The sequence below is a fragment of the Modestobacter sp. DSM 44400 genome (genome assembly GCF_900107175.1).
GTDB lineage: Bacteria > Actinomycetota > Actinomycetes > Mycobacteriales > Geodermatophilaceae > Modestobacter.
Window position 1 is genome coordinate 1 of record NZ_FNOZ01000006.1, and the last position, 23372, is coordinate 23372.

The following is a 23372-nucleotide window of genomic DNA, read 5'->3' on the forward strand; positions in this document are numbered from 1 at the left end:
CTGCTGGAGGCGCACCACAGTGGCGACACCGGCGCGTTCCGGCTGCTGGCGGACAAGGCGTACTCCCATCCCAGTACGCGGGCGCACCTGCGGGCGAAGAAGATCGCTCACACGATTCCCGAACGCAGCGACCAGATCGCACGCCGCAAGGCCAAGGGCTCGGCCGGTGGGCGACCACCGGCCTGCGATGCCGAGCTCTACAAGGACCGCAACACCGTCGAACGCGGGTTCGGCCGGCTCAAGCAGTGGCGCGCTATCGCCACCCGCTACGACAAATACGCCACCACCTACCTCGGCGGTGTCCTCCTCGGCTGCATGATCATCCATCACCGCGTCCGCAGTTAGCAGACACGCTCTAGTCCGGAGTGTCCGCGCAGGTCAGTGGGGCAGTCTGAATCATGTCCGGGATGACGCAGCTACGCCGCTCGCGGCGCAGACCCGGGCGTATCAGGACCAGTTCCGGTGTGGCGCGGTGCGGTGCGGCCGGAGGTGTCCCAGAAGGCGGCCTCTGGGACACCTGACGGGCGTGTCCAACACGCTCCAGTCCACTTCGTACTCGGCCGCCGGGCACGATGCGGTCGTGGATGGGAGCAAGGAGAAGCCGGGGCAGCGGCGCAGGCCCGTGGCCTACGACGATGACGGCTTCCCCGTGGTGCCCAAGCACCGCCAGCGCACCTGGGCCGGCCTGCGGTGGTCAGAGCAGAGAGCCGTCCTGCGTGCCGCTCGACGTGGAGAGACGCATCCCGACCCTGCAATAACAAGGGCCGCTCGTGACTGGGCGCGAGACGAGTTGGCACCGAGGCCAATTTCGCGAGGGCGGCGGGACGTTCTCCTGCGCCTGCTGGAGGACCCCTTCGGCGGTACGCTGGGACAAATGTTCGGGGAACGCCGCGCCGCGCGCCGCATCCTTGCCGTCAGACCCCCGCAGCAGGCGAAGCACCCTCGCCCCGACTGTCTTTGAGTGTGCCGCTATGAGACACAGGGCGGCTTCAGAGACGCTGACGAGCGCCAACCAGCCAGCCCTTCCTGACCGGTAGCGTCGGAGGCGTGGCTCGGAGGCCTGACTGGTCAGCACACACGCCGGACCCACGCCTTGATCCGTGGCGGGAGCGCGTGGGTCGCCTCTACCGGAACGGGACCGAAGTCGGTCTGCTGCTGGTCCGAGTCGACGTTCGCGCCGACCAAGCGTCGGGGCACTGGTGGTGGACCAAGTGGTCGCCGACGTACGACTACTTCTGGGAATGGGTCATCCTGGACGACAAGTTCAGCGACCACGTCGTTGCAGGGCGGGACGGGGTCGAGCAAGCTCTGCGGGACTACGCGGCGGGACGCTTCACGCTCGGCGAGACCCTGCGGGTCGAATGGACGACCGCAGAGGACGCATCGAGGCTGCGTCAGGACGCGTTCGGGGTCGACGACTAGGTACCCCTGAGTGGGCCGCGCAAGGACAGCGGGCGGCCTCAGGGCGACCGTTGGCGCGGTGCCAAGGGGAGATAGCTGCGGTAGTCCACGAGGCGCACGTTGTTCAGCCCCGGAGGAAGCGTCGCGAGGTCCCCCTCAACGAGTCGCTGCAGAAGCGCAACGAGGTCGGCTTGTTCCCCGGGCGTACCGAGGACCCACTCCGCTACGTACTCGCTCTCGTCGCCGGCGTCCAAAAGCGCCAAGCCACCAGCCAGGTCGATGCGGAACCGACATGCCGCCGGACGACCACGGACCTCGATCCAGTCGACCCCCTGCTGGACCTGGCAGTCGTAATCCGACATGAGTAGGACGACCGCTTCGCGCAGTTCCTCGCGACGCGCTTCCTCCTGGGTCTGCCGCGCGAAGTGCCGTGCCCGCGACGCCTGACGCATCTGCCTGACCCATCGCACCTCGCTGATCTTGCCCGAGCGCGTCGATGGGTCGGTAGCGCCCACGCAAATGTCCCCGAGTGGGCCGCTCAGGGACACCGGCCGGCTCGCCCTGAAGGCGGCCTATGGGACACCCGGTGCATCGCAGGTCAGCACCCAACTCGCGAAGTGATCTTGCGTGCCCGATGCTGGCCGCATGGCAGATCAAGGATGTCTGATCATCGAGCGGCCTGGCGGCAAGTACCGCGACAGCCTGCGGTCCTACGAGATCCGTGTGGACGGCGTGCCGGTCGGAGAAGTCACGCCAGGATCGACGGCCGACCTACCCGTGGCTGCCGGAGGTCATCGGGTCAGCGCCCACATCGACTGGACAGGCAGCGATCCGGTGGACGTAGATGTCGCCCCGGGTCAGACCGTTCGGCTTCGTGTGCAGACGACCGGGGCGTCTGGCATTGCGACCCTCTTCAAGAAGAAGGCGTACCTTCGCCGCCTGGCCCCGGTGAGCGGAACAGCGCAGGCGTCGTGACGAACCGTCCCTAGGTGGGCCGCTATGGGCGTGTGTCGGTTCCCACGTCGGCTGCTTCCCCGCAACCCGCTCCGTCCGGCTGCGGCGCGGCGGGGGACGGGTGGGCTGGAGGCCCATCCCGTAGGGACGCGCGGCGCCCTTCCGGCGCCTGCCGCAGGCGGCATGCTGATCCGGGTGGGGACGCGGAAACCGTGTCTCGAGAGCGGTGAGAGGGCCGAAGCTCATGCGATCCTGGTCCGCAGCCAGTCCGCAACTAGTCCGCAAAACGGCCAATCGCGACACTCACCGGCTAGCGACGACCAACGGCAAAAGTCCAGCTCAGCGGCGCTTACCGTCGACGATCGTACGCAGTCAAACGTGGGGAAGTAGTTCTGGGTCTTCGAGCCCGACACCGAACCCGGTGCCTTGCCGGGTAGGACGGGGGTCACCGTCCCGACGGTTGCTCACGCGCCCGGTCCCTTCCAGCCGATCGCGACCGCCTCGGGATCGAACGTCCGTGCACCCTGGCGCGTCTGGGAGACGGTGATGGTCAGCAGCGTGTCCACGACGGCGCGACGGCGGCTCAGCGGCAGCGACTCCCAGACCTCCACCACATCCTCGGCGCCGACCAGCCCGTCCAAGAGGGGCGCGGGGTCCAGCACGCGGGCCCGACCCTCGGCCGCAGCCAGCAGTGGACGCAGCTTGGCCGTGATCCTCTCCAACTGCCGCCCGTCGATGGCGCCATCCGCGTACTGGTCTGCAGCGTGATCGAGCCGGCCCCGCAGCTGCTCCGCCTCCGCGAGCGCAGCAGACCGCTCGACGCTGTCATCCGGGGTGAACAGCCCCAGGGCGTCTGGCCGCGCCAGTCGCGCTGTGACCACGCCTACGACCAGGCCGTCAAGGTCCCCCTTCCGACGGATCACGCAGCCGCTGGCGGAGCATCGGTAGGACGGGACCCCGCGGTTCTGGGCGACGCGCAGCGTGGCTCCGCAGACACCACAGCGGGCGATACCGGACAGCAGGTGCGCGGCGGCCGTGCCCGTGCTCGTCCTCCGCCCTGGGTCGGACAGGACCGCCCGCAACTGTTCCCAGCGCCCCCGATCGAGGATGGCCTCCCAAGCCCCCTCGCCGACGACCTCGCCGCGATGAACGCGCAGGCCGGCATTGCGTTCGCGTAGGACCAGGGCACGGACCATGTTCTTGCCCCAGGGCTTCCCGGTTGCCGAGGGGACCCCCTCGGCGTTGAGGGCGGCCGTAAGCGATCGCAGCGACTCCCCTGCCAGCAGGGCCTCCGCAATGCGCCGAACGACGGCCGCCTCGCTCGGGACGATGACCTCGCGGAGGACACCTTCCGGCGTCTGTTGGCGCTGCCATCCGTAGGCGCGGCGCCCATGTGAACGTCCCGCGGTGGCGTTCTGCTCCAAGGCTCGACGCACCCTCTCCGACTTATGTTCGGACTCGTGACGGGCAATGCTGCCGAGCAAGCGCGCCGTCAGCCGGCCGTTCGCCGTTGACAGATCCCACTCCCCCGCCTGCACGGTCACCACGTCGACGCCGGCCCGCTCGACCGCGACTATGAAGCTCTCCAGCTCGGCCGGGGAACGGTGTAGGCGATCGGGGTCCCAGGCCAGGACGACGTCGACCTTCCCCGCCTGCACGAACTCCATGAGCTGGGCGTACTGAGGGCGGGGCTTCCCGGAGTACGCGCTGACGTCGTTGTCGGTGTAGGTGCTGACGACCTCCCAGCCATGCCGACGCGCAAGTTCGTGGCAGTCCTGGCGCTGCCGCTCGACGCCGAGGCCGAGCCCACGGCGATCGTCACTGATGCGGCAGTAAACCGCGGCGCGAGGAACGTCGGCGAGCGAAGCGCCAGGCCGAACCGTGGGGCCGTTGAGGGTTGCGGTCACCCCGCAAGTACGTCAGTTCGTACAGTTGACGAGCGTCGTCTTCCCGGCCTGGGTGCCCCCGGAGACCAGGATGTTCAGCCCCGCGGCGACGGCCGCCTCCAGGAACCGGGCCACGTGCGCAGGCAGCGTGCCGAGGGCGACCAGTTCGTCGAGGCTGTGCGCCTGGAGGACGAACTTGCGGATGTTCACCGCCATGTGGCGGCGGGTGATGTCCGGGATGACCACGTGCAGCCGGGACCCATCGGGCATCGTCGCGTCGACGAAAGGCGTGCTCATGTCGATACGTCGACCCGACGTCCGCAGCATTCGCTCCACCAGGTCTGCCAGCTGCCCGGCGCCCAGGATCGTCGTCGTCAGCTCGCTGCGGCCTCGCCGCGCGATGAAGACCCGGCCCGGCTCGTTTACCCAGATCTCCTCGACCTCCGGGTCGTCCAGCCAGCGCTGCAGCGGACCGAAGCCGGCCACCCGGTCCAGCACGTCGCGGACGACGGTCTCCGGGTCGCCGATCGGCGGCAGCGTCGAGGACAGCGACCGCTCCGAGTAATCGGCCACCGCGTCCCGCACCAGAAGCCGGATCGGTGCCGGGTCGATGAACGGGTCGAGCCCACGACGACGGATCAGCTCCCGGACCTCGCCGTCGACGACGTCGACAGCACTGACCGAAGTCGGCACGACACCCCCGCTGAGCAGCCATCGAAACGTTTGAGTCCGGTGACTGTAAGCGGAATGACCGGTCCTCTGCCGAGGCCCTGTGGACCAACTGTGACCATCGGACGGCGACGTTCACCCGATCAGGTGAACGCGACGGCCTCCTGGTTCCACATCGGATCCGACTGTCCCGTCGACGCCCTGATCACGTCGACCGCTATCGACTCCGTCGACCGACGCAACGGACCGCCGACAACTGCTCACCCGCGTCGGCCGCTCGCTCCGGTGACTGCGCTCCGGCGATGCCGGCGGACGAAGGGTGAGAGACCTGCCGGCGGCCGCGGTCCATCCGCGTCCAGTCGGTTCATGCCCAGCGCTCAGCGGGACCCTCCCCCTACCGCCGAACGGCCCCGTGCGGCGGACGACCGGGCGGCGAGACCCGAGCCGCCGCCGTGTGTTGGGGAGAGGGCACGTCATGATCCGTTCGGTCCTCGAGAGCGACATGGTCATCGTCGCCTGCGGTGGGCTCGTCGGCGCCGGTGCGGGCCCGGCGCTCGCGCACGACTTCAGGCGCCGAAAACCTGGCCGCACGAGGGCACGTACACGTTCTCCAACGTGTCGCACACGATTCACTTCATGGTCATGGTCATGGTCATGGTCATGGTCATGGTCCCGGTGACGAGGGACACCACGGACGACGACGTCCAAGCCGCGCTGGAGGACGAGAACGCGACCCAGGAGCCCGACTTCTCCGTCGAGGGGCCGAGCGGCGGCAATGACGTGTCTCGCCCGGGGGCGAGATGCAGGTGGCCCACGACCTGCCGCGCGGCACGTACGTGCCGCTGTGCTTCATCGCCGATGAGGAGACGGGCGTTCCGCACGCGGTCATGGGGACGCACGAGGTCGTGGTCCTGAAGTAGACCTCCGGTCGGTCACGCGGGCGTCGCCCACAGGGCGGCGTCCCCGTGCCGGCGTGCGTGATGCGGCTGCCGGCCGGGTAAGACGTAGCCGGCCGGGCCAAGACGGCGTCGGGCTCGACCACCATCTCCAGGAGGTCCCGTGAGCGCACCGAACCACGACCACGACCCCGACAGCGACAGCGACAAGGTCACCCGGCTGCAGGCGCACAGCTCGCTGCTGTTCCTGCTGCTCATCGGCACCATCGCGGTCATGTTCGGCGCGATGTTCCTGATCTACAACCTCGCTCCCGGCTCGTGACCGACCACCTGCTCAGCCCACGGGCGCCGTCTTCCGGACGGTGAAGTGCGGCGTGACGGCCAGGGTCTGGGCGACCACGCAGTACCGCTCGGTCAGCGACGCCAGCTTCTCCAGCGCGGTGTCGTCGGCGTCGGTGTCCAGTTCGGCAACCACCTCGATGTCGCGCATGCCCACCGGCGCGTCCTTGGCGACGCCGAGGGTGCCGCGGGCGTCCATCTGCCCGCGGGCGGTGAACGAGGCGCTGCGCACCTCGATGCCCATCGCCGTCGCCACGCTCCGCAGGGTCACCCCGGCGCAGCCGAGCAGCGCCTGCAGCAGCATGTCGCCGGAGCAGGCGTCCGAGCCGTCGCCCCCGGTGAACGGGTGCAGCCCGGCGCGCACCGGGCCGGCCCAGGTCTCCACGGTCGCGGTCACACCGGGATCGGTCCAGGTGGCGCGGGCCTCCATCGGCGCGCACGCCGTCCCGGGGTCGTCGCGGTACCGGTGCTTGAGCGGGGCCTGCAGTGTGCGAAGTTCAGCGGCGTTCACGATCGGTTCCTCCAGCCAGACGGGTCAGGACGTCGATGGTCGTCCGTCCGACATCCGGATGCCAGCCGGCCGCCGCAGGAGCCCCGTCAGCCGCCCAGCAGGGCCGGGTCAGGGGTCGCCTCCTCGAGGTCGTCCACGAGGAGCACCCGGTGCAGCGGGTACATCTCGATCCGGTCCTCGCCGCTCGCGCCGGTCGTCACGGTCAGCCAACCGGCCGGCCCGAACCGCACGGTGCGGTGCGACAGCTCGAGCTGCCCGGAGGCCGCCGCGTCGTCCAGGACGGTGACCGTGCCCCGGTACAGGTGCCGGTCGTTCAGAGTGGTGATGTCCATGACGGGACGCTAGTGCCGGCGACGGCCGCCGACCTGGTCAGCTGCCGGTGCGCAGCACCGCGTCGATGAGGTGCGGGCCGGGCTCGACCAGCGCCGCCGCGAACTGCTCGGCCAGCTCCTCCGCCGTCGTCGCCCGGGTGGCCGGCACGCCCAGCCCGGTGGCCAGCGCGACGAAGTCCAGGCCAGGGCTGCCCAGGTCCAGCAGCTGACCCGCGCGCTCGCCGCCGCTGCGCGCCCCGACGTTCTGCAGCTCCCCGGCGAGGATGGCGTAGGCGCCGTTGTCGCAGATGACGGTGGTGACGTCGAGCCGCTCGCGGGCCTGGGTCCACAACGCCTGGATCGTGTACATCGCGCTGCCGTCGGCCTGCAGGCTGACCACCGGCCGGTCCGGGCAGGCCACCGCGGCCCCGGTCGCCGCCGGAAGTCCCTGGCCGATCGCCCCGCCGGTCAGGGTGAGCCAGTCGTGCGGCGGCGCCCCGGCGGTGGCCGCGGACAGGTGTATCCCGGAGGTCAGCGCCTCGTCGACGACAATCGCCCGCTCGGGCAGCAGTGCCCCCACGACGTCGGCCATGGACGCCGGGGTCAGCGCACCGGTGGGCAGCTCGGGGCGGTGCGGCTCGCTCAACACGGGGGTGGCCTCGGGCGCGACCCGTTCGGCGAGCGCCCGCAGCGCCGCAACGCCGTCCTCGCCCGGCCGGGACAGCACGTGCACCGCGCAGTCCTCCGGCGCCAGCCGGCCGGGCAGGTCCGGGTAGGCGAAGAACGCGACCGGCTCCTTGGCGCCGACCAGCACCAGGTGCTCGACCCCAGCCAGCTCCTTCATCGCCGCCTGCGGCGCGTAGGGCAGCTTGAGGACGTCGGGCACCCCGGCGCCGCGGGCCATCCGGGTCGGGAACGTGGTCGCGAGCAGCCGGGCACCGGTGCCGGCAGCCACCTGCGCCGCGGCCAGCAACCCCTCCTCGGTGACTGCCTCCCCGGCCAGGAACAGCACAGTCGAGCCGCCGAGGACGCCGGCCACCTCGTCGAGCACGGCCGGCGGCACGAGCGCGGCCGGACGGCGGCCCGGCACGGCGGCCACCTCCGCGCCCTCACTCCATGACACGTCGGCGGGCAGCACCAGCGTGGCCACCTGGCCGGGTGCTCCCGAGGCGGTTGCCACCGCCTCGGCGACGTCCTCCCCCACCGCCGAGGTGGCCAGCGAGCGCCGCACCCAGCCCGACACCGCGCCGGCGATCGCGTCGATGTCGGACTCCAGCGGCGCGTCGAGCCGCTTGTGCGCCAGGGCGTGGTCGCCGACGACGTTGACCAGCGGCACCGCCGCCCGGCGGGCGTTGTGCAGATTGGCCACGCCGTTGCCCAGGCCGGGCCCCAGGTGCAGCAGGGTTGCGGCCGGCCGGCCGGTCATCCGCGCGTAGCCGTCGGCCGCGCCGGTGGCCACGCCCTCGAACAGGGTGAGGACGGCGCGCATTTCCGGCACGTCGTCCAACGCGGCCACGAAATGCATCTCCGAGGTGCCGGGATTGGCGAAGCAGATGTCCACCCCGCCGCCGACCAGCGTGCGGATTACTGCCTGTGCGCCGTTCACGTGTCCTCCGCCTCCGGCCTCCCCGGCGAGGCCTCCTGCACCCTTGCACGGGCCGTCGGACGCGGCGAGACGCGCTGCCGGCGGCCGGACTCGGCCCATCCCCGACGATCATGGAGCTGGCGTGGGGACACGCCGGTCGTTGCTGGCGTGTCGACACCGCAGCTCCATGATCGTCGGGCAGGGGGGGGCGGGGCAGCCGGTCAGAAGGTGAGCACCAGGCGGCCGCGCACGCCACCGGCCTCGAGCCGGCGGTGCGCCTCGGCCGCGTCGGCCGCCGGGAAGGTGGCCGCGACCCGCAGCGTGACCTCGCCCTTCTCCACCTGCTCCCGCAGCCGGTCGAGCGCCGCCTGCTCCTCGGCGTACCGGCGCACCCCCACCGGGGTCACCGTCAGGCCGCGCTGCCCGTCGCCCCGGTAGCGGCGGACCGTGGTCACCACACCGCCGTCCCGGACAGCGGGAAGCGTCGCGGCGTCCTGCACCGAGCCGTCGGCCAGCCCGTCGACGCCGTCGGGGAACTCCGCGCGGATCCGGGCCGCGACGTCGTCCCCACGCCGGATGACCACGTCAGCGCCCAGCTCGCGCACCAGCTGCTCGTCTGCCTCCGCCGCATCGGCGACGACGGTCAATCCGTCGCTTCTGGCCAGCTGGACGACGTACCCGCCGAACGCGCCCGCCGCGCCGGTCACCGCCAGCACCTGCCCCGGCCGCAGCGCCATGGTGTTCAGCGCCAGCCGGGCGGTGAGCCCGTTCATCGGCAGGGTCGCCGCGGCCTCGTCACTGGACCCGGCCGGCACCCGGGTCACCGAACCGGCCGGCAGCACGATGTCCTCCCGGTAGCCGCCGTGCGCCCCGGTGGGGACGACAATCCCCATCACGTGCTGGCCCACGGCGAGGTCGGTCTCCACCCCCGCACCGATCTCGGCCAGCACCCCGGCGACGTCCATGCCGGGGACGTAGGGGAACTCCTTCACCGGGTCGCGGCCGGCGTAGGTGCCGTTGCGGGCGTAGGTGTCGGTCGGGTTCACCGCGGCCGCGGTCACCCGGACGCGCACCTGTCCGGCGCCCAAGGGCTCCGCCGGGACGTCGACCAGGTGCAGGGCACCGGGCCCACCGAACTCCGTGACTCCAGCAGCTCTCATGGCACCTGCCTACCCCCGGTCGGTCGGCGGCCACACGAGGGCAGCGACGGCGGCAGCAGCGCGCCTGCGGAGATCGCCGCCTGGGTGTCGGACACCTTCGCCGCCCAGACGGTGGACGGGGTCACGCTGTACGACCTCACCCAGCCGGCCGGCTGAGTCATCCCAGCGCAGTTGTGCTCTGAGTCGCCCGGCGACTCAGAGCACAACGTCGTCGGGGTCACCCGGCCGTCGGCGCCCAGGCGGAGAGCAACCGGCCCAGCGTGCGGTCCGGCGAGCGGTAGACCAGCGGCGCGCCGCGGCGCACGGTCACCGTGACCACGTCCTCGTGCCCCTCCCGGTGCAGGGCGACCCTGCGCACCTGGTCACGCGCCGTCCGCCGGGCACCGTCGACCGCGGCGGCCTGCTCGCCCGAGGTGGCGAACACCGGCGGTCGGTCCCGGACCCGGCGGCGGGCTGCCCGGACGCCGAGCAGGACCAGCACACCCAGGCTCGCGGCCAGCAGCAGGTAGGACAGCCAGGGCGCGGAGGGCACCAGCGCGGCGGTGGCGGCCGCCGCGGCGAACAGCCCGACCACCGTGACCAGGGTGGCGATCAGCTGCCGGACCCGCCGGCGGGTGTCCTCCGCCGTCCGGACCGGTGCGGGCACCGCGCACCAGCCGTCGTCGTAGACCGACAGCACCCACCAGTCGCCCGCGGCATCGCGGGCCGAGACCCATCCCCGACGGCTCACCGCTTGAGCGCGTACTCCTTGAGCAGGCCCCGGCTGATGATCGTCTTCTGGATCTCGCTGGTGCCCTCACCGATGAGTAGGAACGGCGCCTCGCGCATGAGCCGCTCGATCTCGTACTCCTGGGAGTAGCCGTAGCCGCCGTGGATCCGGAAGGAGTCCTGGGTGACCTCGCTGGCGAACTCGCTGGCGATCAGCTTGGCCATGCCGGCTTCGACGTCGTTGCGGGCGCCGGAGTCCTTCAGCCGTGCCGCCCGCACCATCATCGTGTGGGCGGCCTCGACCTTGGTGCCCATTTCGGCCAGCTTGAACGCGATCGCCTGGTGCTCGGCGATCGGCTTGCCAAAGGTCTCCCGCTGCTGGGCGTAGGCCACGGCGAGCTCGAAGGCCCGAACCGCCACCCCGCAGCCGCGGGCGGCGACGTTGACGCGGCCGACCTCGACGCCGTCCATCATCTGGTAGAAGCCCTTGCCCGGAGCTCCACCGAGGATCTTGTCCGCGCCGATCCGGAAGCCGTCGAAGCTGGCGTCGGTGGTGTCGATCCCCTTGTAGCCCATCTTGTCGATGCGCCCGGGGATGGAGAAGCCGGGCAGCCGCTCGCCCAGGCCCGGGGTCTTCTCGACGAGGAACGTGGTCATGTTCTTGTAAGGCGAGTCGCTGCCCTCGTCGGTCTTGACCAGGAAGGCGACCAGCGTGGAGTTCTCGCCGTTGGTCAGCCACATCTTCGACCCGTTGATGACGTACTCGTCGCCGTCCCGGGTGGCCCTGGTGCGGATCGCCGCCACGTCGGACCCCAACCCGGGCTCGGACATGGAGAAAGCACCGCGCAGGTCGCCGGCGGCCATCCGCGGCAGGTACTCCTGCTTCTGCTCCGGCGTGCCGTGCTGGGTGATCAGGTGCGCGACGATGAAATGGGTGTTGATGACCCCGGAGACGCTCATCCAGCCGCGGGCGATCTCCTCGGCGACCAGCGCGTAGGTCAGCAGCGACTCGCCCAGCCCGCCGAACTCCTCGGGGATGGTGAGCCCGAATATCCCCATCTCCTTGAGCGCGTCGACGATCTCCGTGGGGTAGATGTCGCCGTGCTCGAGCTCCTGGGCCTTGGGGATGATCTCCTTGTCCACGAAGCTGCGGACGGTGAGGAGGATCTCCTGCTGGACGTCGGTCAGGTCCGCGGTCTGGGCCAGGCGGGTCATCGCTTCCTCCTCGGGACGGCGGTGTCTCGGTTACCCGCGAGTATGGCGGACGCCGGCCGCCGCCTCGCCGTGTCCCTCGTCACCGCCGGTCCGGTCCTGGTCCGGCGGTTACCGTCGGGCGGATGAGCAGCTGCCGGGTCCGCGTGCTGCTGGTGGCGCTGGTGGCCGGGGTGGGGCTGACCGGCTGCGGTGCCGACAGCGGTGACCCGGCGGCGGCGTCATCCACGAGCAGTGTCACCGCCTCGCTGGAACCGTCGGCGGCGGTGGCCGCGGCCTCCGCCGAGGCGGCCGCCGACCCCGCTGCGGTCACCACGACCGCGCAGGCGGCGATGGCCACCGCGCTGCGCGCCGCAGACCTCCCGGCCGGCTGGTCGGTGCAGGCCAACCCGGTGCCCGACGGCGACCTGTCCGACGACCCGAGCCTGGCCGGGATCTGTGGCGGGGCGGCCACCGCGGAGGCGCACCGGACGGCGAAGTACCCCGTCGTCGGCGTGGACCCCACCGGCGCACCGGCGATCAGCAGCGAGGCGATCGCCTACGACACCGCCGCGGACGCCGCCCTCGCGCTGCGCGAGCTGGGCGCCGCCTTCGCCGGCTGCCCGCCGGAGGACTACACGTTCCTGCCCTCTCCAGCGGCTTCCGGGCTCACCGCCGACACGTTGGTGCTGCGGTACCGGCTGGCCGGCGGCGTGACGCAGGTGGTCGTCACGCAGGTGCGCGGCGCGGTTCTGTCGATCTTGATCGGCGAGGACCCGGACGCCACTCTGACCGCGGCGCAGCGCATCGCCGGCCGGCTCCGCCAGCTGCCGGCCTCGGTCATCGGCGCCTGAGCCGGCGACCATCCCGAGGAGGACGACGTGACCCAGCCCGACGAAGGCACCTACCGGGGTGACCCGCCCCCGAATGACGCCGGCCCCATGGCCGCGCCCGGCTACGGCCCCCCACCCGGCTACGGCCCCCCACCCGGCTACGGCCCCCCACCCGGCTACGGCCCCCCACCCGGCTACGGCCCGCCGCCCGGTTGGGGCAGCGCACCGGGCTACGGCCCGCCCGGCTGGGCGCCCGCCGGCTACCGCCCACCGACCAACACCCTGGCGATCGTGGCCCTGGCACTGTGCTTCGCGTTCGCACCGGCCGGGCTGGTCACCGGGCTGATCGCCCGGCGACAAATCTCCCGGACCGGGGAGGCCGGCGACGGGCTGGCCGTGGCCGCGATCATCATCGGCGGCATCGCGACCACCCTGTTCGCCCTCGGGCTGGTCATCTGGCTGGTGGCGGTCGCCTCGATCACCAGCGGCTCGTTCGGGCCCTGACGGCGGGTTGGGACCGGTGGCGCGCGCCACCGGTCTCAGCCCAGAGCTCAGCCCTCCGGCGGGGTGAACGAAGAGGTGCGCTGCATCGCGGCGGCGCGGCCCTTGCCGGCGATCACGAGCGCCATCTTGCGGCTCGCCTCGTCGATCATCTCGTCACCGAGCATCGCCGAGCCCTTCTTGCCACCGGCCTCCGACGTCGCCCAGTCGTAGGCGTCGAGGATGAGTTCGGCGTGGTCGTAGTCCTCCTGGGAAGGCGCGTAGATCTCGTTGGCCGCGTCGATCTGCCCCGGGTGCAGCACCCACTTGCCGTCGAAGCCCAGCATCGCCGAGCGCCTGGCGACCTCCTCGAAGGCCGGCACGTCGCGCACCTGCAGGAAGGGGCCGTCGATGGCCTGCACACCGCGGGCGCGGGCGGCCATCAGGATCTGCATGAGGATGTAGTGGAACGGGTCGCCGGGGTAGTCCGGGTGCAGGGCGCCGACCACCAGCGACTTCATGTTGATGCTGGCCATGAAGTCGGCGGGCCCGTAGATGATCGTCTCGATCCGCGGGCTGGCGAAGGCGATCTGGTTGACGTTGATCAGCCCCTGCGCCGTCTCGATCTGCGCCTCGATGCCGATCCGGCCGACCTCCAGGCCGTTGGCTTTCTCCAGCTGGGTGAGCAGCATGTCCAGCGCCTGGACCTGACCGGCGTCGGCCACCTTCGGCAGCATGATGGCGTCGAGCTCCGCGCCGGCGCCGCCGACGACCTCGATCACGTCGGTGTAGGTCCACTGCGTCGTCCAGTCGTTGACCCGGACGGTGCGGATCTTGTCGCCCCAGCCGCCCTCGTTCAGCGCCGCGACGATGTTCTTGCGGGCGCCGGGCTTGGCCAGCGGCGCGCAGGAGTCCTCCAGGTCGAGGAACACCTGGTCGGCGGGGAGGCCCTTGGCCTTCTCCAGGAACCGGGGGTTGCTGCCCGGGACGGCGAGGTTGGAACGACGGGATCGGAGCTCGGCCACGGTGCCTCCGCTTTCTCGAGTCGGGTCACCGGAGAGTAGCGACGCCCTCCCCGCGCCGTCGCACCGCGGTGATCATCGGCAAATGACTGCCTCCGTCGGCGCGTCGCACAGCCACCCGCCGATGATCAACAGCAGCGAGGGGCTCCGGAGGTCAGGTCACCGGCTCGGTCACCGTCGGCGAACTGCTCGCGCGGATCACCAAAGCCACCCCGATGACGACGGCCACCATCCCCGGTACCGCCAGCAGCGGCGGCACCTGGTCCAGCAGCACCAGCGCAACCAGCAGGGCGCCGGGGACCTCCAGCAGCACCGCCAGGCCCACCACGGTGGGGCCGACGGAGGACAGCACCAGGTTGAGCAGCGTGTGGCCGAGCAGCTGCGCGCAGAAGGTGATCGCCGCGATGAGCCACCAGTCGCGCGCGCTGAACCCGGCCAGCGGGACGCCGGCCACCAACGCGGCCAGGGCCAGCGCGACCGCGCAGACCGAGTAGCAAACGACCGCGTACGCCGAAGTGCTCAGCCGTTCCCGGGCGCGGGCGCCGGCGAGCATGTAGCCGCCCGCGCAGATCGCGCCCAGCAGGGCCAGGCCGTCACCGGCGAGCGCCTCCCACGACACCGCGACGTCGACCCCGGCGATCAGCGCCGCCCCGAGCACGGCCAACGCCAACCCCCACCAGACCGGGGCCGGTAGGCGCACTCCGGAGAGGCGGGCGGCCAGCGCCGTCCAGATGGGCGTGGTCGTGACCAGGGCGGTGGAGGCGGCGACCGTCGTCATCGACAGGCTGGGCAGCCAGGCGGCGAAGTGCGCGGCGAGGAAGAGCCCCGCGACCAGCGAGCTGGCCAGTTGTCGCGGCCTCAGGCCGGTCAGCGTCGCTCGCTCGCGCAGCAGCAGTACCGGGAGCAGCAGGACCGCGCCGGCCGCGTTGCGCCAGAAGGCGATCGCCAGGATCGACGCCGCGACCAGCGTGGTGAGGGGACCTGAGAAGGACACCCCCAGGACGGCGACCGACATCAGCAGGGCATCACGCCCGCCGGGCCGGCTGACCGCCCACGCCGGTGGGGCCGTACGGCCCTGCTGCAGGGGCCCGCCGCGAGCCTGCGAGTGATGGGGGGCAGCAGGGTCCTTCAGCATGCCGGGACGGCGATGGTCCCGGCCGCGACCGGGACGACGGCGCCGGTGACCGTGGCCGCGGTGGCCCGGCCCGCGGCGGCGGTCACCGTGCAGCGGAGCACCGAGGGTCGACCGAGGGCCTCGCCCTGCCGGATCGTGTAGTCGCTGGTGCCGTCGGGGTCGACCAGACCGGCCGCGACCAGCCACACACCGGTGCCCAACGCGGCCGAGCCGGTCGCCGGATCCTCGCCCCAGCGCAGGTCGCCGGCGAACACCCGGGCGTAGGCGGTCCGCTCGGCGGTATCCCAGCTCAACACGGACACCCCGTCCCCCACACCGAGGGCGTCCAGCGCCGCCTGGTCCGGCCGGGCCCGGTCCACGGCACCGTCCCGGACGGCGAGGAACGCGAAGGGTAGCCCGCAGCCGGCCACGCGCACCGGCACCCCGGCCAGGTCATCGAGCGCCAGGCCCAGCGCCGCGGCGAGCGCGGCCGGGTCGGGGCCGGGCTCCAGGGTGGGCGAGCCACCGCCGAGGGTGGCGCCGGCGTCGTCCACGGTCAGGTCCAGCACGCCCACGCCGCACTCCTGGCGCAGCCTTCCGGCGGGCAGCCGGCCGGTGCGCACCAGGGTATGGGCCGCGCCGACGCTGGGGTGCCCGGCGAACGGCAGCTCGGCGAACGGGGTGAAGATGCGCACCCGGTAGTCGGCCGTGGCGTCGGTCGCGGCGCAGAGGAACGACGTCTCGGACAGGTGGAACTCGAAGGCCAGCGTCTGGCACTGCGCGGTGCTCAGCCCGTCGGCGTCGAAGACCACGGCGAGCGGGTTGCCGGCGTAGGGCCGGGGCGCGAACACGTCCACGACCTCGTAGTCCAGCCGGTCAGGTGCGGAGAACGCCACGACGGCGACGGTAGCCTTCGGCCTCGTGAACACGGTGACGAGGGCGTACGTCTCCCGGATCGCCGGGCTTCCCGTCTTCGACCCCAACGGCGACCGGGTCGGCAAGGTCCGCGACGTGGTCGTGGCCCTCCGCGTGGGCACCGCGGCGCCGCGGGCCCTGGGCATAATCATCGAGGTCGTCGCCCGCCGCCGGATCTTCTGCCCCATCGGCCGGGTCACCGGGATGGACGCCAGCTCGGTGGTGCTGTCCTCGGGCACGCTGAACCTCAAGCGCTTCGAGCAGCGCGCCGGGGAGACCCTGGTGCTCGGGGAGCTGCTGGACCGGTCGGTGACGATCAGGGAGGCCGGCCGGCCGGCCACCGTCGTCGACGCCGCTATCGAGCAGACCCGCACCGGTGACTGGGTGCTGTCCCGGCTCGCCGTCTCCGAGCCCGGCCGGCTGGGCCGCCGGGGGCAGCTGCACCAGTTCGCCTGGGACGAGGTCGACGGGCTGTCCCTGCCGCAGACCGGGCAGAGCGCCGAGACGCTGATCGCGACCTATCGCGAGCTCAACGCTGCCGACGTCGCGCACGCGCTGCAGGACCTGCCGATCAAGCGGCGCCACGAGGTGGCCGAGGCATTGGACGACGAGCGGCTGGCCGACGTCCTCGGTGAGCTGCCCGAGGCCGAGCAGATCGTCATCCTCGGCACCCTCAAGGAGAGCCGGGCCGCCGACGTGCTGGAGGTCATGGACCCCGACGACGCCGCCGACCTGCTCGCCGAACTGTCCAAGGTCGACCGCGACCGGCTGCTGGAGCTCATGGAGCCCGACGAGGCCGAGCCGGTGCGCCAGCTGCTCAAGTACTCCGAGGACACCGCCGGCGGCATCATGACCAGCGAGCCGGTGATCCTCACCCCGGACGCGACCATCGCCGAGGCGCTCGCCCGGGTACGCGCCCCCGAGCTGACTCCCGCGCTGGCCAGCCAGGTGTACGTCTGCCGGCCCCCCTCAGGCACCCCGACCGGCCGGTACCTGGGCCTGGCGCACATCCAGCGACTGCTCCGCGAACCACCGTCCACGCTGGTCAGCGGCGTGCTCGACGACCTGGAGCCGCTGCACCCGGAGGCGCCGCTGGCCGAGGTGACCCGGTACTTCGCCACCTACAACCTCGTGGCCGCCCCCGTGGTCGACGTCCAGGGGCGGTTGGTCGGCGCGGTGAGCGTGGACGACGTGCTGGACCACCTGCTGCCCGAGGACTGGCGCGAGCGGGCCCGCCGTGGCTGACGACCGCCGGCCGGAGCAGCGGCTGGACACCCCGCGCGGCACCCGGGGCCTGAGCAGCATCCTGCGGCTGGACCCCGACGCGGTGGGGCGCTTCGCCGAGGGGATCGCCCGGTTCCTGGGCACCGGCCGGTTCCTCGCCGTCCAGACGCTGATCGTGATCATCTGGATCGTGTTGAACGTGGCGGCGGTGCGGCTGCGCTGGGACCCCTACCCCTTCATCCTGCTCAACCTCGCCTTCTCCACCCAGGCCGCCTACGCCGCGCCGCTGATCCTGCTGGCCCAGAACCGGCAGGCCGACCGCGACCGGGTGCAGTCCGAGGAGGACCGCAGCCGGGCCGCCGCGACCCGCGCCGACACCGAGTACCTGGCCCGCGAGCTGGCCTCGCTGCGGGTGTCGGTCGGCGAGCTGGCCACTCGCGACTTCATCCGGGGCGAGCTGACCCGGCTGCTGCCCGACGACGGTGAGGACGACGGCGCCGACCGCCGCAAGAAGGGCGGCAAGAAACGGCGCGAGGCAACCACCGACCCGGTCAGCTGATCTCGGCGCTGCCCTCCCGGTAGATGTGGGCCTGAGCGATCCGGCCGTTGCGCACCTGGTACCAGCCGCTGATCGGCACGTGGCGGGTCTCCCCGTCGACCATCAGGGTCTCGGTGAGCTCGGCCGCGACCGTGTCACCCCGGGCGGTGAGCGTGCGCAGCGTCAACCGCGGCGACAGCCCGGCCAGCGCCCCGGCGAACAACGCCCGCAGCTCGTCGGTGCCGGCGGCATCGCTGCGGCCGGTGCGCCACGTCGCGTCCGGGGTGAACCCGGCCATCAGGGCATCGAGGTCCCCGGCGTCAAAGGCGTCGACATGGGCCCGGACTGCGGCCTCCGGGGTCCGCAGCGCGGCGAGGACGACGGTGAGCGGGTCGGCCCGGGCGGTGTCGACGACGGTGTGCTGCTCGTGCCACTGGTCGACGTCCCGGCGTCGGACCGCGCTCCAGGCCGGGACGACGTGTCCGGGCAGGTCGGCGACCCGCTCCTCGACCCGGCGGCGGTGCTCCGCCGGATCGCTGCAGATCAGCCGGAGCCAGCGCACCGGGGTGCCGTGCCGGGCGGCTAGCTCGGCGAACGGCCGTCGGGCCGCGGCGACGTCGAACACCGCGTCGACGACCACGTCGGTGTCGGCCGCGAGGCAGGTGTCGGCCGCGGCGAGCGCCAGCCCGTAGCCGTGCGGCCCGACGTCGGACTGCGCGGCGACCAGGCCCTGGCGGACCAGGGCGACCTCGAACGCGTCGACCCGCAGGTGGATGGCCAGCAGCCGCCCGGCCACCGCCCGGGCCACCGTCGTCTTGCCGACCCCGGGCAGCCCACCGATCACGACCAGCACGCCGTAATCCTGCCTGTCGGCGGATCAGGCGACGCACCGGTACAGGACGTCGAGCAGCCGGGCGGCGAGCCAGGCCATCGGCACGGTGAGCACCAGCGACCAGAGCCGGGTGCGCAGGTGCCGGGGCAGTGCCACGGTCAGCACGAGCACGACGAGCACCTCGACGGCCGCCTGGACGGCGGCCGACGAGGGCCGGCCGCGATCCCGGCGAGCGCGAGGGCCCGAGCACGACCGGATCGGGGGCGCGCGGTCGTCGTCCGAATCGGGGTCGGCAGCATGGTCGCCGGGGCCGGTGGACTGCGGGAGGTGCCGCGCTGCGGCTCAGCCGGCGAGGGCGTGCACGGCCCCGCCCGCCGCCCCGGCCAGCACCAGGACGACGATGAACGGCGCGCGCAGCGCGAGGGCCACCGCAGCGACCACCAGCCCGGCCAGCCGCCCGTCGACCACCAGCTGGTTCCCCGCCGTCGCGGCCTGCACGGCGACCAGCGCGGCGAGCAGCGCAGCCGGCACGAAGTCGACGATCCGGGTGACCCAGGGGCGCTCCACCCAGGCGGCGGGCACCGACAGCCCCGCCAGCTTGAACAGGTAGCAGCCCAGCGACCCGGCCAGCACGACCGCCCACAGCATCCCGTCGCTCATGCCGCCCCTCCGACCGCCGCGCGGCGCGGCCGGCCGGCCACCGCGACCGCGACGACGGCCAGCACGACCTGCACGCCGGCCGGGACCACCGGGGTGAGGGCCAGCGCCACCACTGCGCCACCGAATGCGACCCGCCGCTGCACACCGGGCTCGGCGGCCGAGCGTCGCAGTCGCGGCCACAGCAGGGCGAGGAAAGCCGCCGGGACGACGGCGTCCAGCGCGGCCTGCGCCGTCTCTCCCAGCGCCGCCGCACCCAGCGCACCGGCGACGGTGGTGGCGTTCCACAGCAGGTAGATCGTGCCGCCGCCGACCCAGAACGCCAGCCGGCCCAGCGCCCGGTCCGGGGCGGCGACGGCCAGGGCGGTGGTCTCGTCGATCACCCAGTGCGCCGTCCCGACCCGGCGCAGCACGCCGCGCGGGGCCAGCAGCGGTGCCAGCCGGACGCCGTAGACGGCGTTGCGGGTGCCCAGCAGCAGGGCACTGCCCAGCGCGGCGAACCCGCCGCCGCCGGCACCGAGCACGCCGATCAGCGCGAACTGCGAGGCGCCGGTGAACATCAGCGCCGACAGGGCGACCGACTGCCAGAGGTCCAGTCCCGCGCCGGCGGACGCGGCGCCGAACGCGACGCCGTAGAGCCCGACGGCCACGCCCAGGCCCAGGGCGTCCCGCAGGGTGGCGGTGCGGGCGGAGCTGGGCACCCGACCGACCCTAATGACCCAGGATGCCGGGGCTCACACCCGGCGGACGGGGACGGCCTGATCAGCCGCCGTACAGTGAGGGTGCCCGCGCGCGGTCGGCTGCAGGTCGGCGGACCGCCGGTCGTGGGCTTCCCGTCGAAGGAGACCCAACCCGCATGTCCGACACGCTGACCGGATCACCGGCGCTCGACGCCGTGAACGCGGCCCTGGCGACCGTCCAGGACCCCGAGATCAACCGTCCGCTGCCCGAGCTGGGCATGGTCAAGAACGTGCAGATCGGCGTCGGGGGCGACCCGGGTGCGGTGCGCGTCGAGGTCTACCTGACCGTCTCCGGCTGCCCGATGCGCGAGACGATCACCAGCCGGGTCACCCAGGCCGTCTCCGCCGTCCCCGGTGTGACGTCGGTGCAGGTCGGCCTGGACGTGATGAGCGACGAGCAGCGCACCGAGCTGCGCAAGACCGTGCGCGGTACCGACGCTCCCGAACCGGTCATCCCCTTCGCCCAGCCGGGCTCGCTGACCCGGGTGTACGCGGTGGCATCGGGCAAGGGCGGCGTCGGCAAGTCGAGCGTGACGGTCAACCTCGCCGCCTCGCTGGCCAGGCGCGGCCTGTCGGTGGGCGTGGTGGACGCCGACATCTACGGCCACTCGGTGCCCCGGATGCTGGGCGTCGATGACAAGCCGACCCAGGTCGACAACATGATCATGCCGCCGCAGTCCTACGGCGTGAAGGTCATCTCGATCGGCATGTTCACCCCGGGCAACACCCCGGTCGTGTGGCGCGGGCCGATGTTGCACCGCGCGCTGCAGCAGTTCCTCGCCGACGTGTGGTGGGGCGACCTGGACGTCCTGCTCATGGATCTCCCCCCGGGCACCGGTGACGTCGCCATCTCGGTGGCGCAGCTGGTCCCGAGCGCCGAGATCCTGGTGGTGACGACGCCGCAGCTGGCCGCCGCCGAGGTGGCCGAGCGGGCCGGCGCCATCGCCACCCAGACCCACCAGCAGGTGGTCGGCGTCATCGAGAACATGTCCTGGTTGGAGCTGCCCGACGGCTCCCGCATGGAGGTGTTCGGTTCCGGTGGCGGCGAGGCCGTCTCGGACGCGCTCACCAAGACCCTGGGCGCCCGGGTGCCGCTGCTGGGCCAGATTCCGCTGGACACCCGGCTGCGCGAGGCCGGCGACGCCGGTGCGCCGATCGTGCTGGCCCAGCCCGAGGCCCCCGCCGCGCAGGCGCTGGAGAAGATCGCCGAGGGCCTCGCCGTCCGCTCCCGCGGGCTGTCGGGCATGTCGCTGGGTCTGACCCCGGTCCGGCGGTAACACCGTCGTCCTACCGGACGACACCGCGGCCAATGGCCGTCCCCGACCCGCGCTGAGCCGCTGCCCATCCCACCGCGGGGAGGGCTCCGGCCCCCGCCTCTGCGGGACTCCGGCTCCGTGCCGTCCCCGGCCGACCCGGGGCCGTGACGTTCTCCACGGCTATGTCGCGTCGGCGTCGAACGGCGGCGGGACGGAGACGTCCCGGCGGCGGTCCCGCACCCCGCTCGCCCCCACGGCGGTGGAGCCGTTGGCCGGGCGGGCCGGGGCGGGAGCGTCGTCGGCCAGCAACTGCTGCCGGATGAACGTCTTCGGGTGGTACTGCCGCAGGTCCAGGTCGCGCAGGTCATCGAAGTCGTCGCCCAGGCTCTCGTGCAGCTGACCGCGGACACCGGTGATCGCCTCGCGTACCTTCTTCAGCCCGGTGGCGGCGTCCTTGGCCAGCCCGGGCAGCCGGTCGGGCCCGAAGATGAACAGCGCGGCCAGCCCCAGAACAACGATCTCGCCCCAGCCGATCGAGTCGAACACCGCTGCTCCTTCCTCCGTTGACCTCAGCGTAGGTGGCCCCGTCCAGGGCCCCGCCCTGAGCCTGCGAAGGGTGGGGAGGACGGGGTCCTTCTTCAGGCGGCGCCGAGGGTGGCCTGCACCTCGCGGGAGCTGCCGCCGCGGACGACCTCCACGGTCACGACGTCGCCGGGGGCGTGCGCGTCCACGGCCACGGCGAGCTCCTCGGAGCTGCCCACCTGTCCGCCGTCCACGGCGATGACGACGTCCTGCTCCCGGATGCCGGCGTCCGCACCCGGGCTGCCGGGCTCGACGTTGACCACCAGGGCGCCGTCGCGAGTGCCGTCGGTGACCGACCGGGCATTGACGCCGAGGGTGGCGTGCACCGCCTTGCCGGTGGAGATCAGCTGCTCGGAGATGTCGCGGACCGTGTCGATCGGAATGGCGAAGCCCAGGCCGATCGAACCGCCGCCGCCGCCGGTGCCGCCCAGGGAGGCGATGGCGGTGTTGATGCCGACCACCGCGCCGGTGCCGTCGACCAACGCACCGCCGGAGTTGCCCGGGTTGATCGGCGCATCGGTCTGCAGCGCGTTGATCACGGCGTTGGTGTCGCTGCCCTCACCGGACAGCCGCACCGGGCGGTCCAGCGCGCTGACGATGCCGCTGGTGACGGTGCCGGCCAGGCCCAGCGGGGAGCCGATCGCCACGACCGGGTCACCGACGACCACATCGTCGGAGCTGCCCAGCGAGGCGGCGATCAGGCCGGGCTTCTCCACCTTGAGGACGGCGATGTCGCTGGCCGGGTCACGACCGACGATCCGGGCGGCCGAGCCGCTGCCGTCGCTGAACACGGCGCGGATCTCCGCGCCCTCAACGCCGTCGGCGCCGGAGACCACGTGGTTGTTGGTGACGACGTAGCCCTGGTCGGCGTCGACCACGACACCGGACCCGGTGGCACCGGCGTTGGCCAGCCGCACCTCGATGGAGACCACCGCTGGGCTGACCCGGGCCGCGATGTCGGACACGGAGCCGGGCTCGCGGGTGGTGCCGGGTGAGACCTCGGAAAGCTGTGTGCCGGGGGCGAACAGCGGCTCCTCGTCGGCGGTGCGACCGAGGAACCAGGCGGTCGTGCCGCCGACGGCGCCGACGAAGACCAGGGCCAGCAGCGCGAGCACGGACAGCCGTAGTGGCAGGTCGCGGACCCGCAGCTTCACCCGGGCCGGCTCGTCGGCGACCGCGGGCTCCACGGCCCCCGGTTCCTGGGGGTACTGCGCTGGTGCCCCCAGCCCGGACGGCGACCACGGGTCACGCCACGGGTCGGCGGCGGCGTCGGGCTTCCACCACGGCCCGCTGGAGGTGCGCCGGCGGCGGCCGGGCAGACCGCCGGGCGGCTCACCCAGGCCGGTGGCGCCGTCGCGGGGCGCGAACGCCCGGAGCACGGCCTCGGGCGGCGGCGGGGGCACCGGGCGCGGCGGCGGGGTCGGGCGGTCACCGGCGAAGGAGCCGGCCACCTCCGCGGGACGACCGAAGGCCGCCTGCTGAGCAGGCGGCGGGGGCGGGATGCCCGGCGTGGGCGGCATCGGCCGGTCCGCGGGCGGGGCGAAGGAGCCGGCAGCGCCGTCGGGTCG

The 23372-nt window shown here is 72.8% G+C and carries 27 protein-coding genes; 9 read left to right on the forward strand and 18 right to left on the reverse strand.

The genetic code is table 11. From position 1 onward, the window contains the following. Both BLW04_RS05785 and BLW04_RS05790 read left to right on the forward strand, forming a co-directional pair. A partial coding sequence (locus BLW04_RS05785; protein WP_139306745.1) for a transposase occupies positions 1 to 345 on the forward strand: 345 nt, incomplete at its 5' end. A 768-nt stretch (positions 346 to 1113) separates the two neighbouring features. Continuing rightward, a complete protein-coding gene (locus BLW04_RS05790; protein ID WP_091537836.1) occupies positions 1114 to 1422 on the forward strand; it encodes a hypothetical protein in 309 nt (102 codons plus the stop codon). 38 nt (positions 1423 to 1460) lie between these two features. Here BLW04_RS05790 and BLW04_RS05795 read toward each other — a convergent pair whose 3' ends face one another. Further along, positions 1461 to 1916: a hypothetical protein gene (locus BLW04_RS05795; protein ID WP_091537837.1), complete on the reverse strand. Its 456-nt coding sequence runs from the start codon at positions 1914 to 1916 to the stop codon at positions 1461 to 1463. A 112-nt stretch (positions 1917 to 2028) separates the two neighbouring features. Here BLW04_RS05795 and BLW04_RS25725 point away from each other — a divergent pair, with 112 nt between their 5' ends. Continuing rightward, on the forward strand, positions 2029 to 2376 hold the full coding sequence (locus BLW04_RS25725) for a hypothetical protein (RefSeq protein ID WP_175483912.1): 348 nt from the start codon (positions 2029 to 2031) through the stop codon (positions 2374 to 2376). Positions 2377 to 2819: 443 nt separating this feature from the next. Here BLW04_RS25725 and BLW04_RS05800 read toward each other — a convergent pair whose 3' ends face one another. Both BLW04_RS05800 and BLW04_RS05805 read right to left on the reverse strand, forming a co-directional pair. Continuing rightward, on the reverse strand, positions 2820 to 4262 hold the full coding sequence (locus BLW04_RS05800; RefSeq protein WP_091537838.1) for a recombinase family protein: 1443 nt from the start codon (positions 4260 to 4262) through the stop codon (positions 2820 to 2822). A 12-nt stretch (positions 4263 to 4274) separates the two neighbouring features. Beyond that, complete coding sequence (locus tag BLW04_RS05805; protein WP_254781107.1) at positions 4275 to 4934, reverse strand: ATPase, T2SS/T4P/T4SS family; 660 nt, start codon at positions 4932 to 4934, stop codon at positions 4275 to 4277. A gap of 1035 nt (positions 4935 to 5969) precedes the next feature. Between BLW04_RS05805 and BLW04_RS26515 the strand changes: the two genes are divergently transcribed. Next, on the forward strand, positions 5970 to 6128 hold the full coding sequence (locus tag BLW04_RS26515; protein ID WP_175483913.1) for a hypothetical protein: 159 nt from the start codon (positions 5970 to 5972) through the stop codon (positions 6126 to 6128). Between the two features lie 12 nt (positions 6129 to 6140). Here the strand turns inward: BLW04_RS26515 and BLW04_RS05810 are convergent, their stop codons facing one another. The 6 genes from BLW04_RS05810 to BLW04_RS05840 all read right to left on the reverse strand — a co-directional run bounded on the left by BLW04_RS05810 (position 6141) and on the right by BLW04_RS05840 (position 11635). Next, positions 6141 to 6656 carry an OsmC family protein gene (locus BLW04_RS05810; RefSeq protein ID WP_091537839.1) on the reverse strand — a complete coding sequence of 172 codons (516 nt, stop codon included), beginning with the start codon at positions 6654 to 6656 and terminating at the stop codon, positions 6141 to 6143. Positions 6657 to 6742: 86 nt separating this feature from the next. Next, positions 6743 to 6988, reverse strand: coding sequence for a hypothetical protein (locus tag BLW04_RS05815; RefSeq protein WP_091537840.1), 246 nt, complete (start codon positions 6986 to 6988; stop codon positions 6743 to 6745). Positions 6989 to 7025: 37 nt separating this feature from the next. Continuing rightward, a complete protein-coding gene (locus BLW04_RS05820) occupies positions 7026 to 8573 on the reverse strand; it encodes an acetolactate synthase large subunit (protein WP_175483914.1) in 1548 nt (515 codons plus the stop codon). A 200-nt stretch (positions 8574 to 8773) separates the two neighbouring features. Next, entirely contained in the window at positions 8774 to 9712 is a 939-nt protein-coding gene (locus tag BLW04_RS05825; protein ID WP_091537842.1) for an NADP-dependent oxidoreductase, read from the reverse strand. A 217-nt stretch (positions 9713 to 9929) separates the two neighbouring features. Further along, positions 9930 to 10442 (reverse strand): phage holin family protein, encoded by a 513-nt coding sequence (locus BLW04_RS05835; RefSeq protein ID WP_091537844.1) that lies wholly within the window; start codon positions 10440 to 10442, stop codon positions 9930 to 9932. Continuing rightward, positions 10439 to 11635 (reverse strand): acyl-CoA dehydrogenase family protein, encoded by a 1197-nt coding sequence (locus tag BLW04_RS05840; protein WP_091537845.1) that lies wholly within the window; start codon positions 11633 to 11635, stop codon positions 10439 to 10441. The genes BLW04_RS05835 and BLW04_RS05840 overlap by 4 nt, the downstream gene beginning before the upstream one ends. 122 nt (positions 11636 to 11757) lie before the next feature. On the opposite strand from BLW04_RS05840, the gene BLW04_RS05845 reads away from it, so the two are divergent. Together BLW04_RS05845 and BLW04_RS05850 are read left to right on the forward strand one after the other, a co-directional pair. After that, the gene (locus BLW04_RS05845; protein ID WP_139306747.1) at positions 11758 to 12465 is read left to right on the forward strand and encodes a hypothetical protein; all 708 of its coding nucleotides are present in this window, start codon (positions 11758 to 11760) and stop codon (positions 12463 to 12465) included. Positions 12466 to 12492: 27 nt separating this feature from the next. Beyond that, the gene (locus BLW04_RS05850) at positions 12493 to 12948 is read left to right on the forward strand and encodes a DUF4190 domain-containing protein (protein ID WP_254781108.1); all 456 of its coding nucleotides are present in this window, start codon (positions 12493 to 12495) and stop codon (positions 12946 to 12948) included. 47 nt (positions 12949 to 12995) lie between these two features. Here BLW04_RS05850 and BLW04_RS05855 read toward each other — a convergent pair whose 3' ends face one another. The 3 genes from BLW04_RS05855 to BLW04_RS05865 form a co-directional block, all read right to left on the reverse strand. Next, complete coding sequence (locus tag BLW04_RS05855; protein WP_091537847.1) at positions 12996 to 13949, reverse strand: HpcH/HpaI aldolase/citrate lyase family protein; 954 nt, start codon at positions 13947 to 13949, stop codon at positions 12996 to 12998. Between the two features lie 151 nt (positions 13950 to 14100). Further along, positions 14101 to 15081: a DMT family transporter gene (locus BLW04_RS05860; protein WP_254781109.1), complete on the reverse strand. Its 981-nt coding sequence runs from the start codon at positions 15079 to 15081 to the stop codon at positions 14101 to 14103. Continuing rightward, the gene (locus tag BLW04_RS05865) at positions 15075 to 15956 is read right to left on the reverse strand and encodes a PhzF family phenazine biosynthesis protein (protein ID WP_217630866.1); all 882 of its coding nucleotides are present in this window, start codon (positions 15954 to 15956) and stop codon (positions 15075 to 15077) included. The genes BLW04_RS05860 and BLW04_RS05865 overlap by 7 nt, the downstream gene beginning before the upstream one ends. A 25-nt stretch (positions 15957 to 15981) precedes the next feature. On the opposite strand from BLW04_RS05865, the gene BLW04_RS05870 reads away from it, so the two are divergent. Then, the gene (locus BLW04_RS05870) at positions 15982 to 17220 is read left to right on the forward strand and encodes a magnesium transporter MgtE N-terminal domain-containing protein (RefSeq protein WP_091537848.1); all 1239 of its coding nucleotides are present in this window, start codon (positions 15982 to 15984) and stop codon (positions 17218 to 17220) included. Beyond that, positions 17213 to 17758, forward strand: coding sequence for a DUF1003 domain-containing protein (locus tag BLW04_RS05875; protein ID WP_091537849.1), 546 nt, complete (start codon positions 17213 to 17215; stop codon positions 17756 to 17758). Before BLW04_RS05870 ends, BLW04_RS05875 begins: the two co-directional genes overlap by 8 nt. Here the strand turns inward: BLW04_RS05875 and BLW04_RS05880 are convergent. From BLW04_RS05880 to BLW04_RS05890, 4 genes are all read right to left on the reverse strand, one after another. Then, positions 17751 to 18590: a nuclear transport factor 2 family protein gene (locus BLW04_RS05880; RefSeq protein ID WP_091537850.1), complete on the reverse strand. Its 840-nt coding sequence runs from the start codon at positions 18588 to 18590 to the stop codon at positions 17751 to 17753. The two genes, BLW04_RS05875 and BLW04_RS05880, sit on opposite strands and share 8 nt — an antisense overlap. Positions 18591 to 18614: 24 nt before the next feature. After that, on the reverse strand, positions 18615 to 18740 hold the full coding sequence (locus BLW04_RS29125) for a hypothetical protein (RefSeq protein WP_256375468.1): 126 nt from the start codon (positions 18738 to 18740) through the stop codon (positions 18615 to 18617). A 171-nt stretch (positions 18741 to 18911) separates the two neighbouring features. Further along, positions 18912 to 19229 carry an AzlD domain-containing protein gene (locus BLW04_RS05885; RefSeq protein ID WP_091537851.1) on the reverse strand — a complete coding sequence of 106 codons (318 nt, stop codon included), beginning with the start codon at positions 19227 to 19229 and terminating at the stop codon, positions 18912 to 18914. After that, on the reverse strand, positions 19226 to 19927 hold the full coding sequence (locus BLW04_RS05890) for an AzlC family ABC transporter permease (RefSeq protein WP_091537852.1): 702 nt from the start codon (positions 19925 to 19927) through the stop codon (positions 19226 to 19228). The genes BLW04_RS05885 and BLW04_RS05890 overlap by 4 nt, the downstream gene beginning before the upstream one ends. Positions 19928 to 20082: 155 nt before the next feature. Here BLW04_RS05890 and BLW04_RS05895 point away from each other — a divergent pair, with 155 nt between their 5' ends. Further along, positions 20083 to 21243, forward strand: a complete 1161-nt coding sequence (locus BLW04_RS05895; RefSeq protein ID WP_091537853.1) for an Mrp/NBP35 family ATP-binding protein — start codon at positions 20083 to 20085, stop codon at positions 21241 to 21243. 159 nt (positions 21244 to 21402) lie between these two features. Here the strand turns inward: BLW04_RS05895 and BLW04_RS05900 are convergent, their stop codons facing one another. Beyond that, positions 21403 to 21768, reverse strand: a complete 366-nt coding sequence (locus tag BLW04_RS05900; RefSeq protein ID WP_091537854.1) for a twin-arginine translocase TatA/TatE family subunit — start codon at positions 21766 to 21768, stop codon at positions 21403 to 21405. A 92-nt stretch (positions 21769 to 21860) separates the two neighbouring features. Next, positions 21861 to 23324, reverse strand: coding sequence for a S1C family serine protease (locus BLW04_RS05905; protein WP_091537855.1), 1464 nt, complete (start codon positions 23322 to 23324; stop codon positions 21861 to 21863). Between the last annotated feature and the right edge of the window lie 48 nt (positions 23325 to 23372).